Here is a 14,202-nt window from a genome sequence, read left to right on the forward strand (position 1 = left end):
CCGGATGCCGGACGACAGCGAGGGTTTCAGCGGCCGCTCGAATCGCGCTCGACCCACGGCCCGGCCCGGGCTCCAGCGGCCTTCCACCCGCCTGCGAGACCAGGCACGCAGCGTGGAACGACACGAACGACCGCACGATGTCAAGCGCTGCCGGGTCACACGAACGGGTCAAAAACAGACCTGGCGACACCGGGCAATTCCGGGCAACACCGTTGAACGAGGAGGCCATTGATGACGGATCACGAGCCAGACGCCAGGGAGGCCGGCGCCGTGACCTTCGTGAACACCTTCACCGTGCACGCCGAACCCGAGGTGTTCGAGGAGGAGTTCGCGCGGACGTCCGCGTTCATGGCGCGGCAGCCGGGCCTGATCCGGCACACGCTCTCCCGGCACGCGGAGCGGCCCGGCCAGTACGTCAACGTCGCCGAGTGGCGCGACGTCGCCTCGTTCCGCGCGGCCGTCTCGCACGCCGACTTCCAGCCGCACGCGGGCGCGCTGCGGGCCCTCGCCGAAAGTCGGCCGGAACTGTATCTGGCCCGGCTGCGCCGCGACGGCGGGGCGGCGCCCGAGGACCCGGCGCCCGAGAGCCCGGCGCTCGGCGGGGCGGCCGGCGCGGGGGACGGGATATGACCGCCCGCCGAGTGGTGATCACCGGCCTCGGAGTGATCGCCCCGGGCGGTGTCGGCACGAAGGCGTTCTGGGAACGCATCGTCTCCGGCGTCTCCGCGACCAGGACCATCACGGCCTTCGACGCGACACCGTTCCGCTCCCGGATGGCAGCCGAGGTCGACTTCGACGGGGCCCGTCACGGACTGTCGGCCCGGGACACCGCCCGCCTCGACCGCGCCTCCCAGTTCGCCCTGGTCGCCGCCCGCGAGGCGATCGCCGACAGCGGCGTGGAGATCGACGGGAGCAACGCGCACCGGACCGGCGTCAGCCTCGGCTCCGCCGTCGGCTGCACGCTGAAACTGGAGGAGGAGTACGTCGCGCGCAGCGACGGCGGCAAGCAGTGGCTGGTCGACCACGCGGCGGGCACCCCGTACCTGTACGACTACTTCGTGCCCAGCTCGATGGCGGCGGAGGTCGCCTGGGAGGCCGGCGCCGAGGGCCCGGCCGCGCTCGTGTCGGCGGGCTGCACCTCCGGCCTCGACTCCCTGGGCCACGCCGTCGAACTCATCCGTGAGGGCAGCGCCGACATCATGATCGCCGGGGGCAGCGACGCCCCCATCGCGCCGATCACCGTGGCCTGCTTCGACGCCATCAAGGCGACCTCGCCGCGCAACGACACCCCGGACCACGCCTCACGGCCCTTCGACCGGACCCGCAGCGGCTTCGTCCTGGGCGAGGGCGCCGCCGTCCTCGTACTGGAGGAGCGGGAGTCGGCGCTGCGGCGCGGGGCGCAGGTGTACGCGGAGATCGCCGGGTTCGCCGCGCGCGCCAACGCCCACCACATGACCGGGCTGCGTCCCGACGGCCTGGAGATGGCCGCCGCGATCATCGGCGCGCTCGACGACGCCCGTATCGACCGCGAGGCCGTCGGCTACGTCAACGCGCACGGCACCGCCACCCGGCAGAACGACATCCACGAGACGGCCGCCATCAAGCACAGCCTGGGCGAGCACGCCCACCGCGTCCCGGTCAGCTCCATCAAGGCGGTCATCGGCCACTCGCTCGGCGCCGTCGGCTCCATCGAGGCCGCCGCCTCCGCCCTGGTGATCCGGCACGGCGTGATTCCCCCCACGGCGGGCCTGCACGAACCGGACCCCCAACTCGACCTCGACTACGTGCCGTTGACCGCCCGCGACCAGCCCGTCGACACCGTGCTGACGGTCGGCAGCGGCTTCGGCGGCTTCCAGAGCGCGATGGTGCTCACCGCGTCCGAAGGGAGGCGCCCATGACCACCGCGCCCACGACCGCTGGGCCGACGACGACCGTGTCCGGGACCGCCAGAGCCGTGGTCACCGGGGTCGGCGTGCTCGCGCCCAACGGCATCGGGGCCGAGGAGTACTGGGCGGCGACCCTGCGCGGGGAGAGCGGCATCGCCCGCATCACCCGCTTCGACCCGTCCTCGTACCCCTCCCGGCTGGCCGGCGAGGTCACCGGGTTCTCGGTGCGCGACCACATCCCCAGCCGGCTCGTCCCGCAGACCGACCGCACCACGCAGTTCGCCCTCGCGGGCGCCGACTGGGCGCTCGCGGACGCCGGTCTGAGCGCCGACAGCCTGCCCGCCGACGAGCGCGGGGTGGTCACCGCCAGCGCCTCCGGCGGCTTCGAGTTCGGCCAGCGCGAACTGGGCCACCTGTGGGGCAAGGACCCCAAGCACGTCAGCGCGTACATGTCCTTCGCCTGGTTCTACGCGGTCAACTCGGGCCAGGTCTCCATCCGGCACGATCTGCGTGGGCCCACCGGGGTCCTCGTCACCGACCAGGCGGGCGGCCTCGACGCGGTCGCCCAGGCCAGACGCCGCATCCGCAGGGGCACCCCGCTGATGCTGACGGGCGGCATGGACGCCTCGCTGTGCCCGTACGGGCTCGCCGCGCAGATCTCCGCGGGCATCCTCAGCGGAAGCGAGGACCCGACCCGCGCCTATCTGCCCTTCGACGCCGCCGCCGACGGCCATGTGCCCGGCGAGGGCGGAGCGATCCTCACCCTGGAGGACGCGGACCGGGCCCGGCAGCGCGGGGCGCGGGTGCACGGGGAGATCAGCGGGTACGCCGCCACCTTCGACCCCCGCCCGGGGTCGGGCCGTCCGGCCAACCTGGAGCGGGCCGTGCGCGGGGCGCTGGACGACGCCGGACTGCGCCCCGGGGACATCGCGTTCGTCCTCGCGGACGGCGCCGGCGAACCGGAACCCGACCGCGTCGAGGCCCAGGCCCTGGCCGCGGTCTTCGGGCCCGGCGGTGTACCGGTCTCGGTCCCCAAGACCATGACGGGACGCCTCTACTCGGGCGCCGCGCCGCTCGACCTCGTCACCGCCCTGTTCGGCCTGCGGGACGGTGTCGTCCCGCCGACGGTCCACGTCGAGGAGACCACGGGCCACGACATCGACCTGGTGACCGGCGCCCCGCGGCCCGTCACGGGAGACGCCGCGCTGGTACTGGCGCGGGGCCGCGGGGGCTTCAACAGCGCCATGGTCGTACGCGGTCCCTCGGCGGCCTGAATCCGTCGACCACCACCCCACTCACCATCCCCCCCCTCACGACCACCCCACTCACCATCGCCCGTAGAAGGAGAACGTCATGTCCGCTTTCACCACCGAGGACCTGTTCAAGATCATGCGTGAGTGCGCAGGCGAGGAGGAGGCCGTCGACCTGTCCAGCGCCGCCGCGGACCAGGAGTTCGCGCTGCTCGGCTACGACTCGCTGGCCCTCATGGAGGCGATCAGCAGGGTCGAACGCGGCTACGGCATCACGCTGCCCGAGGAGACGCTCGGCGACGCGCTGACCCCCGCGGCGTTCGTCGCCGCCGTGAACACCGCCATCGCCGACCGCGTGCCCGCGGCGGGGGCCGCCTGATGACCGAGGCGGGCGCCGGCGCCGGGGGAGCTCCCGCCGTGGAGAGCCCGGCGCCGGACATCCGGATCGCGGGGTGCGCGGTGTGGCTGCCGCCCCGCACGCCGGTCGCGGACGCCGTCGCGGCCGGACTGTGCGACGAGGCCCTGGCCACGACCACCGGCATGCTGTCGGTGGCCGTGGCGCAGGACGAACCGGCCCCCGAGATGGCGGCCCGCGCGGCCCGGACCGCCCTTGAGCGGTCCGGCCTCCGGCACGAGGGCACCAACTCCGGTTCCGGCACCGGCTCCGACCGCGAGTCCCGCTCCGGTGGCGTGCCCGGCTCCGGTGATGCGTCGGGCTCCGGTGACGTGTCGCTGATCCTGCACGCCAGCTTCTTCTACCAGGGCCACGACCTGTGGGCGCCCGCCTCGTACGTCCAGCGCACGGCCGTCGGCAACCAGTGCCCCGCGATCGAGGTGGGCCAGGTCTCCAACGGGGGCATGGCCGGACTCGGGCTCGCGGTGGACCACCTCCGGGCGGGCCCGGCGGCCGGAGAGCCGGACCGCCGGGTCCTGCTGACGACCGGCGACGCCTTCCGCCCGCCCGGCTTCGACCGCTGGCGCAGCGACTCCGGCACCTTCTACGGGGACGGGGGCACCGCCCTCGTGCTGTCCTCGCGGGAGGGCTTCGCCCGGATCCGGGGCCTGGCCACCGTCTCCGTACCGGAGCTGCAGGGCATGCACCGCGGTGACGACCCGTTCGGCCACGCGCCGTTCAGCCACCGGCCGGTGGTCGACCTGGACGCCTGCAAGAAGGACTTCCTGGCCACCCACCGGGTGCCCCGGGTGATCGCGGCGAGCGGGGCCGCGCAGGACCTGGCCGTCGAGCGGGCCCTCGCCGCCGCCGGGGTCACGCTCGCCGACGTCGACCGGTTCGTCCTGCCCCACCTGGGCCGCAAACGGCTGCGGGCGGGACATCTCGCCCGCTTCGGCATCGCCGAGGAGCGCACCACCTGGGAGTGGAGCCGGGGCATCGGGCACCTCGGCGCCGGTGACCAGATCGCCGGGTTCGACCACCTGGTCGCCTCCGGGAGCCTCGGCGCCGGGGACCTCGTCGTGTGGATGAGCGTGGGCGCCGGGTTCACCTACTCCTGCGCGGTCGTCGAAATGCTGGAACGGCCCGCCTGGGCGGCGACGCCGACCACGGGGGCCACGGCCCCCACGACACTGCCAGGAGAGGCCGCATGACCGCCGAACGTCCGCTGCCCGTCGCCCTGTTGCTCCCGGGCCAGGGCTCCCAGCATCCGCTGATGGCCACGGGCCTGTACGGGTACGAGCCGGTGTTCACCGAGGCGATGGACGAGTTCTTCGACGCGGCGGGCCCCGAGGGCGGTCCGCTGCGCGAGGACTGGCTCGCCGAACGCCCCGCCACGGAACTGGACCACGTCACCCGCTCGCAGCCGCTGCTCTTCGCGGTGGACCTCGCGCTGGGCCGGCTCGTGCTGAGCTGGGGCGTGCGCCCGGCCGCCCTGCTCGGGCACAGCATTGGGGAGCTGGCCTCGTCGGTACTGGCCGGGGTGTTCAGTACGCGGGACGCGGTGGGTCTGGTGCTCGACCGGGTCGCGCGGCTGGCGAAGGCCCCGCCGGGCGGCATGCTCGCGGTGGCCGCGTCCACGGCGGAGGTGGAGCCGTATCTGAGCGGGGACGTGGTCGTGGGCGCGGTCAACGCCCCGCGCCAGACCATCCTGGCCGGCCCCGACGGACCACTGGACAAGGCCGGCCGGGCGCTGGGGGAGGCCGGGTTCGTCTGCCGCCGGGTCCCGTCGCTCAGCGCCTTCCACAGCCCCCTGCTGGAACCGGCCTGCCGGGGCGCGGCGGAACGCTTCGCAGCGGTGCCCAAGGCTGCGCCGTCGGTGCCGGTCCACTCGGCGTATACGGCTGCCCCGTTGACCCGGGCCGACATCGACGACCCGTCCTTCTGGGCACGGCAGCCCGTCGCGCCGGTGCTCTTCTGGCCCGCACTGGAGGGGCTGCTGGCGACGGGCGACCACCTGCTGGTGGAGGTGGGACCCGGCCAGGGCCTGTCCCAGGTGGCCCGCCGCCACCCGGCCGTCCGGCGGGGCACCAGCACGGTGGTGTCACTGCTGCCGCCCCGGCCCGGTCCACCGGAAGCGGACCGGGCCGCAGTGGAGGCCGCCGCGGCGCGCATCGCGGGGGCGGGCTCCCCGACCGCCCGCGCCGCCACGCCCCGCGCCGCCACGCCCCGGGGCACCCCGTCCTCGGCCCCGGCTGTCTGACGGCACGCCCCCGCACGACACGCCCCGTGCGGAGCGCTGCGCACCCCGCACGGAGCCAAGTACAACGGACGCCCCGCCCCCGGTCATCGCACGGGGGCGGGGCGTCGGCTCGTCACCTGCGGGCCGGTGGGGGCTGGTCGCGCAGTTCCCCGCGCCCCTGGGGGGCGGGGCGTCGGTTCGTCACCTGCGGGCCGGTGGGGGCTGGTCGCGCCGTTCCTCGCGCCCCTGGGGGGTGGGCGTGGGCTTGGTCTTCTGCGGGGTGGTGGGGGCTGGTCGCGCCGTTCCTCGTGCCCCTGAGGGGCACGAGGGCGTGATCAGGTGCGGACGGTTGCCGTGACGTACCGCACGGGTGTGTCGATCGTGAGCGGTCCGTCCCCGTCCCGCATCGCGTCGAGCGACGTGATCAGCCGGTCCCGCAACTGCTGCCGCTTGTCGTCCGCGAGGTGGTTCCAGAGCAGGCGCATGCCCTGCGTGTGCGACCAGTCCACCCAGGCCGTCCCGGACTCGGCCACCAGCTGGACGGACTCGTCGACGACCGACACGTCCTGGAAGCCCGCCTTCTCCAGGGTGCGGGCGAGGTCGGCCGGGTCCGCGAGCCAGCTGTTGAAACGCTGCGACAGACGCTCGGGCTGCCACTGCGGCGGCAGGTCGAGCAGCAGCTCGCGCGGGATGAGCTCGGTGAACACCGGTGGCAGGAAGGGGAAGGTGTCCTCGCTGAACACCGGGCTGGTGAAGGCGAGCCGCCCGCCGGGGGAGAGCAGCGGCGCGTACCGGGCCAGCGCCGCGGGCGCGTCGGGCAGGAAGATGACGCTGTAGCTGCCCAGGACGACGTCGAAGGAGCCAGGTTCGAAGTCGGGGTGCTCCCCGTCCATCACCCGCAGCTCGACCGTGCCGGCATCGCGCAGCGCGGCCTCCTTCGCGGCCTCCTCGACCATCGCCTCCGCGACGTCGATGCCCACGACACGGCCCGTCGGCCCGACCCGCTCGGCCGCGGGGAAGACACAGGCCCCCCGGCCGCAGCAGACGTCGAGGACGCGTGCGCCCTCGCCGGGGGCCGCGCGCTCCACCAGGCGCCGGCCCATCGGAGTGAAGAACTCCACGCCGAGCCGGTCGTAGGACGCCGCGGCACTGTTGAAGGCCGCCGCCACTTCGGATTTGTACGTGGACGTGTCCACTGAATCTCCCGCTCTCTCGGTGGACACACCACTTTTCCCCGCCGGTCTCGGGCACGGATGGAGAGGCCTTGGAGCGCCACTGGACCGCCGCTGGACACAAAGCAAAGAAGTCCCCGGGAGGCCGATCCGCTCTTGTTCCGGAGGATCGCGTCTCCTAAGAATTGATTCCGGAACGTACCGCCGCACCGGTTCCGCATCGGCAGTGCCCGATTCAGGGTCGGCAGCCGATGATTCGGGACCGGTTTCGTACCGATTCAGGAGGAGAAAACGTGAGCGACCAGATAGCGAGCGTCCGGCGCCTGGTGGAGGCGTACAACACCGGGAAAACGGACGATGTGGCCGACTACATCCATCCGGAATACATGAATCCGGGAACTCTGGAATTCACCTCGCTGCGTGGCCCGGAGCTTTTCGCGATCAATGTCGCGTGGGTCAAGAGGACGTTCTCGGAGGACGCGCGCCTGGAGGAGGTGGCCATCGAGGAGAACGGCGACTGGGTGCGCGCCCGGCTGGTGCTCTACGGGCGGCACGTCGGTGAGATGGTCGGCATGGCCCCCACCGGACGGCTGTTCTCCGGCGAGCAGATCCACCTCCTCCACTTCGTCGACGGCAAGATCCACCACCACCGTGACTGGCCCGACTACCAGGGCACCTACCGCCAGCTCGGTGAGCCGTGGCCGGAGAAGGAGCACCGCCGTCCGTGACGGCGGATTCCTCGAAGGCCGGAGATCAGGGGTAGGGGGAAGCGCGATGGAATTCGGTGTGCTGGGACCGCTGTACGTCCAGGTGGACGGGGAGACGACCGCCCCGAGCGCCCCGAAGCTGCGGAACGTACTGGCGATGCTGCTGGTCCACACGGGACAGGTGGTGCCCGTGCCGTCGCTGGTGCGGGATCTGTGGGACGACGATCCGCCCGTGAGCGGTCTGACCACGCTGCAGACGTACATCCTGAACCTGCGCAAGATGTTCTCCGCGGTCACCGGGCTGACCACCGACGAGGTGGCCCGCGACATCCTGGTGACCCGGGCGGGCGGATACGTGCTGGCCGCCGAGGCGGGCACACTCGACCTGCACCGCTACCGGCGTCTGGTGACCGCCGGCCGGGAGGCGCTGGTGCGCGGCGACGACGCGGCCGGGGTACGGGACCTGAACGAGGCGCTGCTGATGTGGCGGGGCCCCGCGCTGGTCGACGTACCGGCCGGGCGGGTGCTGGAGAGCAGGCGCCGGCAGCTGGAGGAGTCCCGGCTCGCCGCCTTCGAGTACCTGGTCGACGTGGAGCTGCGGCTCGGCATGTACCGCGAGGTGCTGGCCGAGCTGGCGGCCCTCACGGTGGAGAACCCGCTGCACGAGGGCCTGCACGGCCAGTACATGTGGGCCCTGCACCTCAGTGGCCGCCGGGCCCAGGCGCTCCAGGTCTTCCACCGGCTGCGGGGCGCCCTGGTCGCGGGCCTCGGTCTGGAACCGGGGCCCCAGGTGCAGCGGCTGCACCGGGCGGTGCTGAACGCGGACACCGACTTCGAGCCCCGTTTCGCGGTGGGCCGGGCCCCGGTCGCGGTCCCGGCCAGCGCGTTCGGCGGGGCGCGCCCCTACTGACGCCTCACGGGCTACCAGTACTCAAATTTGATTGCGTCGCCGGGTCCAGCGTGACTAGGGTGCATCTAGACAAATTTGATTAGTTCGGAGGGGTCATGCCGGAGGAGCAGGAACAACCGGAGCAGCAGGAGCGGTCGGAGCGGTCGGAACAGCCGGACGAGGCGCCCGTCGACAGTCCGACGGGCTGGGTCGCGGCGCACATCCGCCGCTACGACCGCAGCGGTGGCAAGGAGGGGGCGAAGTGGTACGGGCTCGACACCCTGCTCCTCACCACCCGCGGCCGGAAATCGGGAAAGCTGCGCCGCACCGCGGTGATCTACGGCCGGGACGGCGACAACGTCGTCGTGGTCGGTTCGAACGGCGGAAAGCCCGAGCATCCGCTCTGGTATCTCAATCTCGTCGCCTCGCCCGAGGCGCATGTCCAGATCGGTGAGGAACACCTCGACGTGCGCGCCCGTACGGCGACCGCCGAGGAGAAGCCGGATCTCTGGAAGCTCATGACGGGCCTTTTCCCGCAGTACAAGAGTTACCAGAAGAAGACCACCAGGGAAATTCCCGTGGTGATTCTGGAGCCCGTCGAGCAGTAAGCGTCGGCGGTGCACGTCAGAAATTACATGCACGGAAAGGAAAGGTGTCTGTGTTGAACGAATTCACGCGCCGTGGATTCCTCGGCAGCGCGGCGGCGGTCGGCGGGGCCACGGTGGTCACCACGGCCGTTTCCGGTGCCCAGGCCGCCGAGGCCGCCGTCCCGGAAGCGGCACAGGGCGGCGCGTGCGGCGCCAGGACCGGGCTCGTCCAGGTGGACCGGACGGACCGGCGCTACCAGGACCTGGTCAGCCGGGGATTCAACGGACGGTTCCGCGGCAAGCCCGACGCCGTGTACGTCGTGCACACCGCGGACCAGGTCGTCGACGCGGTGAACCGGGCCCTGGACGCGGGGCAGCGGATCGCCGTACGCAGTGGCGGCCACTGCTTCGAGGGCTTCGTGGACGACCCCGCCGTGCGGGCCGTCATCGACATGTCCGAGATGCGGCAGGTCTTCTACGACTCCGCCAAGCGGGCGTTCGCCGTGGAACCCGGGGCCACCCTCGGGGAGGCGTACCGCACCCTGTACCTCGACTGGGGCGTGACCATCCCGGCGGGCGTCTGCCCGCAGGTGGGCGTCGGCGGGCATGTGCTCGGCGGCGGGTACGGCCCGCTGTCCCGCCGCGACGGAGTGGTGGCCGACCACCTCTACGCCGTCGAGGTCGTTGTCGTGGACGCCTCCGGCCGGGCCCGCAAGGTCGTGGCCACCAGCGCGGCCGGCGACCCCAACCGCGAGCTGTGGTGGGCCCACACCGGGGGCGGCGGCGGCAACTTCGGCATCGTCACCAAGTACTGGTTCCGTACGCCCGGGGCCACCGGCAACGATCCGTCCGGGCTGCTGCCCAAGGCGCCGAAGTCGACCCTGCGGCACATCGTGACCTGGGAGTGGTCCGCCCTCACCGAGAAGGCGTTCACCCGGATCATCGACAACCACGGGGCCTGGCACCAGCGCAACAGCGCCGCCGACACCCCGTACGCCAGTCTGCACAGCGTCTTCTACCTCAACAGCAAGGCGGCCGGGCAGATCCTGCTGGACATCCAGATCGACGGCGGACTGGACGGCGCCGAGGGGCTGCTGAACGACTTCGTGGCCGCGATCAACGAGGGCACGGGGGTGGAGCCCGCCGTCCAGCGGAGCACGGAGCCGTGGCTGCGCGCCACGCTGGCCAACAAGTTCGACACCGGCGGGTTCGACCGGACCAAGTCCAAGGGCGCGTATCTGCGCAAGCCGTGGACCGACGCCCAGGCCGCCACCCTCTACAAGTATCTGAGCGCCGACACCCAGGTGTGGGGCGAGGTCTCGCTCTACTCGTACGGGGCGAAGGTCAACTCCGTTCCGGAGACGGCCACCGCCACCGCCCAGCGCGACTCCATCATCAAGGTGTGGATGTCGGCCACATGGATGGATCCCACACAGGACGACGCCAACCTCGCCTGGATCCGGGAGATCTACCGCGACGTCTTCGCCACCACCGGCGGCGTCCCGGTGCCCGACGACCGGACCGAGGGCACCTTCATCAACTACCCCGACATCGACTTGGCCGACCCGGAGTGGAACACCTCCGGAGTGCCCTGGCACACCCTCTACTACAAGGGGAACTACCCGCGCCTGCAGAAGGTCAAGGCCCGCTGGGACCCCAGGAATGTCTTCCGGCACGCGCTGTCGGTGCGGCTGCCCGACTGACGGCGACGGGAACGACAGAATGCCCGGAGGGGCGGTGGCCGCAGTCCGCGGCCACCGCCCCTCCGGCGCACTCGAAGACAGTCAGCCGCGGTCCGCGAGGAACAGGCCGCGGCCCGACTGGATCCCCTCCACGTAGGCGACGTTCAACCCGGCCCGGGTGAACGCCTCCTCGTACTCGGCGCGGGTGAACAGCGTCAGCGAGTGGCTCTCCGCGAAGTGCTGCACACCACTGTCGGGATCGGCCACCATGTAGTGCACGACCATGTGTGAGGTGTGCCCCCGGCGCTCCGTGTGGGAGATCCGGGTCAGCGTCCCTCGGCCCACGGTCACGGTGTCCCCGCTCACATGGCGGTCCAGAGCCGTCTCCAGGAACCACCAGGGGTCCACCGCCACGACACCGTGCGGGGTCAGGTGCTCGGCGAACGACCGCAGGGTCGCGGTGAGTTCGGCCGTGTCCTGCAGATAGGCGATCGAGCCGAACATGCAGGTGATCGCGTCGTAGGAGCGCCCCAGGGACAGGTCGCGCATGTCGCCACGGTGCAGGACGGCGGCGGGTACCGCGGTGCGGGCCATCGACAGCATCGCGTCGGACAGTTCGAGCCCTTCGACCTTGTCGAAGAGCTGGGCGAAGTGCCGCAGGTGCGCGCCGGTGCCGCAGGCGACGTCCAGGAGCGAGGCCGCCGCGGGGTTGCGGGCCCGTACGAGCCCCGCGACGGTGGCGGCCTCCACCCGGTAGTCCTTGCCGCGCGACTCGTGCAGCAGCTCGTAGATCTCGGCCATCCCGGGTCCGTACATGACGAACTCCCCTCCTCAGCTGGAACTGCTCGAACGGCCGGCACTGCTGGAGCGGCCTGAACCGCCCGAACCGCCTGAACCGGCACCGGAGACACCGCCGGCACCGGAGGCATCCCCGGCAGCGGCCTCGCCGCCGAATCCTTCGGCGTGCTCCGCCGCCCAGCTCGCGAACGTGCGTGCCTGACGGCCGGTGACCCGGCGCACGGCATCGGTCACCGGGCCGGGGGTGACGGCCGACTCGGCGAGGTAGTCGAGCAGCATCTCGACGACCGGCGGCGGCATGACGGCGCTCATCGCCGCCCGTCCGGCCTCCCGGCTCAGCTCCTCGAAGCGGATGTCCCGGCCGGTCGCCTCCGCGATCGCGGCCACCTGCTCGACCTGGGTCAGCGCCTGCGGCCCCGTCACCAGGTACTGGGCGCCCGCGTGGCCGTCCTCCAGCAGCGCGGTCGCCACGACCGCCGCGATGTCGGCCTCGTCGACGATCGCGCGGGCGGCCTTGCCGTAGGGGGCGCGCACGACGCCCTCCGTACGGATGGAGTCGCCCCACTTCCAGAGGGTGTTGCCGGCGAACTCGTCGGGGCGTACGAAGGTCCAGTCCGCCCCGCTGTCCTCGACGGCCCGTTCCACCGCGCGGTGGTGCTGGTGGCTGGGGTTGCTCTCGTCTTCGAGCACCGAACTGGACGACAGGACGACGATGTGCCGGACCCCCGCCTTGCGGGCGAGCGCCGCGACCTCGTGGGCGGTCTCGGGCACCGGGAAGAGGTACATCCGGTCGATGCCCTCCAGGGCGGCGGGCAGGCTCTGCGGCTGCTCCAGGTCGCCCTCGACGACCTCGACGCCGGCCGGCAGCGCGGCGGTCGCGGGTGTGCGGGTGAGCGCCCGCACGTGGTGCCCGGAGCCCGCCAGGCTCCGGGCGACATGGCGTCCCACCTTGCCCGTGGCACCGGTCAACAGGATGTTCAAGGCCCCTCCTCGGCGTACGAAACGGTGCTCCCCGGCGCGCTGTCCTGTGCAGGGGAGGCGGTTCCAGGGGCCCAGGCTGTCGCGCCGGGCTAGAGGACTCCGTGAGCGCCGATGGACTTCGGCGGACCGCCGCGGACCCCGGTGGGGCGGCGGGTGGCGTCCGGCCCCGCTCCAGCGGGACTTGAGCGGTCCTGCAGCCGTTCTCAGGCGGGTCGGGGGCAGTCTGGCGTGACATCGTCCGCGAGACTGTGAGGAATCGCCATGTCAATGGCCGAGCGCAAGGCCCTGTGTCTGGAAATGGTCGCCGCCTGGAACCGGTGGGACCTGAGCGGGATCATCAAGCACTGGTCGCCGGACATCGTGCACTACTCCGAGGACACCGAGGTGAGTTCCGCCGACATGATCAAACTCATGGAGGGCGGGCTGCAGGCGTTCCCCGATCTCCAGCTCGAAGTGAAGAGCATCATGGCCGAGGAGGACCGGGTCACCCTGCGCATCACCGTGACGGCGACCCACTCGCACGAGTTCATGGGCGTGCCGCCGACCGGCGAGCGCGTCAGCTGGCACCTGGTGGAGGAACTGCGCTTCGAGGACGCCAAGGTCGTCGAACACTGGGACGTCATCAACATGCGCCCGCTCCTGGTCAAACTGGGCAAGCTGCCGGACGTCCCGAAGGTGGAACTGGAAACGAGCGCCTGACCGGCACGGTCGTTCAGCCGTCGGCCCGTCGGCCCGTCGGCCCGTGGGTCTGTGGGTCTGTGGGTCTGTGGGTCCGGGGGTCCGGCGGGCGTGGCCCGGGGGCGCGGGCGTGTCCCGTGCCCCCGGGCGCGCGGAGCCCCAGGACGCGCGTCCTGGTCGTCCTCCGTCGTGTCCGGGGCGGCTAACTAAGCTGGCGCCCAGGCGCGCGGCGGACAGGAATACGCCGCACCAGACGGAACGGGGTGACGATGTCGGCGACGCGGTTGCTGGTCCTCGGGGTGGTACGCGGGTTCGGCAGGACGCATGGTTACCGGGTGCGGGCCGAGTTGCTGTCCTGGGGGATCGACGACTGGGCCAACGTCAAACCCGGTTCGATCTACCACGCGCTGCGGCAGCTCGCGAAGATCGGCCTGCTGGAGGCCAGCGAGATCGTCCACTGGCCGGGGCGGGTGGACTACAGCGTGACCGCCGAGGGGGACGCGGAGTTCTTCCGGCTGCTGGTCGACGCCCTGGAGCGGCCCGAGCACCGCGCCGACATGCTCAGCGCCGGCCTCGCCCTGATGCCCGCCCTCTCGCGCGAGCGCGCCGTGGCGGCCCTCTCCACCCGCCTGGCCGTCCTGGAAGCCCAACGGGCCGTGCTGCGCAAGGAATCGGCCCCGGTCCACGCCGAGGGCCTGCCCGCGCATCTGGGCGAGCTGTGGACCATGCGGACGCGCTACGCCGACCTCGGCGTCGCATGGACCCAGGACCTGCTGGCACGGGTCAGGTCCGGCGAGTACGAGATGGCCGGCGAACACGGGCCCTCCTTCGGGACGCCGGGATCGTGGCGCGCCCTCATCGGCCCCGGGACGACGGGCCGTTGACGGGCGGCCGTCTTCGCACGACCTACTAATCAAACTTGCATAGTTGGTTGCCCGT

15 protein-coding genes are annotated in these 14,202 nt (G+C 72.2%); 12 read left to right on the forward strand and 3 right to left on the reverse strand.

Annotated features, from left to right (window positions below; translation table 11 throughout):
- The first annotated feature begins 231 nt into the window (after positions 1–231).
- The 6 genes from C6Y14_RS10230 (at position 232) to C6Y14_RS10255 (ending at position 5,790) form a co-directional block, all read left to right on the forward strand.
- A complete protein-coding gene (locus C6Y14_RS10230; protein WP_107016217.1) occupies positions 232–630 on the forward strand; it encodes an antibiotic biosynthesis monooxygenase family protein in 399 nt (132 codons plus the stop codon).
- Positions 627–1,898 carry a beta-ketoacyl-[acyl-carrier-protein] synthase family protein gene (locus C6Y14_RS10235; protein ID WP_107016218.1) on the forward strand — a complete coding sequence of 424 codons (1,272 nt, stop codon included), beginning with the start codon at positions 627–629 and terminating at the stop codon, positions 1,896–1,898. The genes C6Y14_RS10230 and C6Y14_RS10235 overlap by 4 nt, the downstream gene beginning before the upstream one ends.
- Positions 1,895–3,160 (forward strand): ketosynthase chain-length factor, encoded by a 1,266-nt coding sequence (locus C6Y14_RS10240; protein ID WP_107016219.1) that lies wholly within the window; start codon positions 1,895–1,897, stop codon positions 3,158–3,160. Before C6Y14_RS10235 ends, C6Y14_RS10240 begins: the two co-directional genes overlap by 4 nt.
- 79 nt (positions 3,161–3,239) lie before the next feature.
- Positions 3,240–3,515 (forward strand): acyl carrier protein, encoded by a 276-nt coding sequence (locus C6Y14_RS10245; RefSeq protein ID WP_107016220.1) that lies wholly within the window; start codon positions 3,240–3,242, stop codon positions 3,513–3,515.
- On the forward strand, positions 3,515–4,741 hold the full coding sequence (locus C6Y14_RS10250) for a ketoacyl-ACP synthase III family protein (protein ID WP_107016221.1): 1,227 nt from the start codon (positions 3,515–3,517) through the stop codon (positions 4,739–4,741). Before C6Y14_RS10245 ends, C6Y14_RS10250 begins: the two co-directional genes overlap by 1 nt.
- The gene (locus tag C6Y14_RS10255; RefSeq protein WP_107016222.1) at positions 4,738–5,790 is read left to right on the forward strand and encodes an acyltransferase domain-containing protein; all 1,053 of its coding nucleotides are present in this window, start codon (positions 4,738–4,740) and stop codon (positions 5,788–5,790) included. Before C6Y14_RS10250 ends, C6Y14_RS10255 begins: the two co-directional genes overlap by 4 nt.
- Positions 5,791–6,104: 314 nt before the next feature.
- Here C6Y14_RS10255 and C6Y14_RS10260 read toward each other — a convergent pair whose 3' ends face one another.
- Positions 6,105–6,965: a class I SAM-dependent methyltransferase gene (locus C6Y14_RS10260; RefSeq protein WP_107016223.1), complete on the reverse strand. Its 861-nt coding sequence runs from the start codon at positions 6,963–6,965 to the stop codon at positions 6,105–6,107.
- 269 nt (positions 6,966–7,234) lie between these two features.
- Between C6Y14_RS10260 and C6Y14_RS10265 the strand changes: the two genes are divergently transcribed.
- From C6Y14_RS10265 to C6Y14_RS10280, 4 genes are all read left to right on the forward strand, one after another.
- Positions 7,235–7,669 carry an ester cyclase gene (locus C6Y14_RS10265; protein WP_107016224.1) on the forward strand — a complete coding sequence of 145 codons (435 nt, stop codon included), beginning with the start codon at positions 7,235–7,237 and terminating at the stop codon, positions 7,667–7,669.
- 46 nt (positions 7,670–7,715) lie between these two features.
- A complete protein-coding gene (locus C6Y14_RS10270) occupies positions 7,716–8,558 on the forward strand; it encodes an AfsR/SARP family transcriptional regulator (RefSeq protein WP_107016225.1) in 843 nt (280 codons plus the stop codon).
- Between the two features lie 95 nt (positions 8,559–8,653).
- A complete protein-coding gene (locus C6Y14_RS10275; protein ID WP_107016226.1) occupies positions 8,654–9,145 on the forward strand; it encodes a nitroreductase family deazaflavin-dependent oxidoreductase in 492 nt (163 codons plus the stop codon).
- A gap of 53 nt (positions 9,146–9,198) precedes the next feature.
- Positions 9,199–10,827: an FAD-binding oxidoreductase gene (locus tag C6Y14_RS10280; protein ID WP_107016227.1), complete on the forward strand. Its 1,629-nt coding sequence runs from the start codon at positions 9,199–9,201 to the stop codon at positions 10,825–10,827.
- An 81-nt stretch (positions 10,828–10,908) separates the two neighbouring features.
- On the opposite strand, the gene C6Y14_RS10285 is transcribed toward C6Y14_RS10280, so the two are convergent.
- Complete coding sequence (locus C6Y14_RS10285; RefSeq protein WP_107016228.1) at positions 10,909–11,622, reverse strand: class I SAM-dependent DNA methyltransferase; 714 nt, start codon at positions 11,620–11,622, stop codon at positions 10,909–10,911.
- Between the two features lie 15 nt (positions 11,623–11,637).
- Entirely contained in the window at positions 11,638–12,585 is a 948-nt protein-coding gene (locus tag C6Y14_RS10290; RefSeq protein ID WP_107016229.1) for an NAD(P)H-binding protein, read from the reverse strand.
- A gap of 267 nt (positions 12,586–12,852) precedes the next feature.
- Here C6Y14_RS10290 and C6Y14_RS10295 point away from each other — a divergent pair, with 267 nt between their 5' ends.
- Complete coding sequence (locus C6Y14_RS10295; RefSeq protein WP_199854689.1) at positions 12,853–13,284, forward strand: ester cyclase; 432 nt, start codon at positions 12,853–12,855, stop codon at positions 13,282–13,284.
- A gap of 248 nt (positions 13,285–13,532) precedes the next feature.
- Entirely contained in the window at positions 13,533–14,147 is a 615-nt protein-coding gene (locus tag C6Y14_RS10300) for a PadR family transcriptional regulator (RefSeq protein ID WP_107016451.1), read from the forward strand.
- The last annotated feature ends 55 nt before the right edge of the window (positions 14,148–14,202 follow it).

This window comes from Streptomyces dioscori (assembly GCF_003024195.1).
GTDB lineage: Bacteria > Actinomycetota > Actinomycetes > Streptomycetales > Streptomycetaceae > Streptomyces > Streptomyces dioscori.

Coding starts and splice junctions, on each gene's coding strand:
- C6Y14_RS10235 (WP_107016218.1), top strand. CDS start 627: ATGACCGCCCGCCGAGTGGTGATCACCGGCCTCGGAGTGATCGCCCCG.
- C6Y14_RS10245 (WP_107016220.1), top strand. CDS start 3,240: ATGTCCGCTTTCACCACCGAGGACCTGTTCAAGATCATGCGTGAGTGC.
- C6Y14_RS10275 (WP_107016226.1), top strand. CDS start 8,654: ATGCCGGAGGAGCAGGAACAACCGGAGCAGCAGGAGCGGTCGGAGCGG.
- C6Y14_RS10270 (WP_107016225.1), top strand. CDS start 7,716: ATGGAATTCGGTGTGCTGGGACCGCTGTACGTCCAGGTGGACGGGGAG.
- C6Y14_RS10285 (WP_107016228.1), bottom strand. CDS start 11,622: ATGTACGGACCCGGGATGGCCGAGATCTACGAGCTGCTGCACGAGTCG.
- C6Y14_RS10230 (WP_107016217.1), top strand. CDS start 232: ATGACGGATCACGAGCCAGACGCCAGGGAGGCCGGCGCCGTGACCTTC.
- C6Y14_RS10295 (WP_199854689.1), top strand. CDS start 12,853: ATGGCCGAGCGCAAGGCCCTGTGTCTGGAAATGGTCGCCGCCTGGAAC.
- C6Y14_RS10250 (WP_107016221.1), top strand. CDS start 3,515: ATGACCGAGGCGGGCGCCGGCGCCGGGGGAGCTCCCGCCGTGGAGAGC.
- C6Y14_RS10240 (WP_107016219.1), top strand. CDS start 1,895: ATGACCACCGCGCCCACGACCGCTGGGCCGACGACGACCGTGTCCGGG.
- C6Y14_RS10300 (WP_107016451.1), top strand. CDS start 13,533: ATGTCGGCGACGCGGTTGCTGGTCCTCGGGGTGGTACGCGGGTTCGGC.
- C6Y14_RS10255 (WP_107016222.1), top strand. CDS start 4,738: ATGACCGCCGAACGTCCGCTGCCCGTCGCCCTGTTGCTCCCGGGCCAG.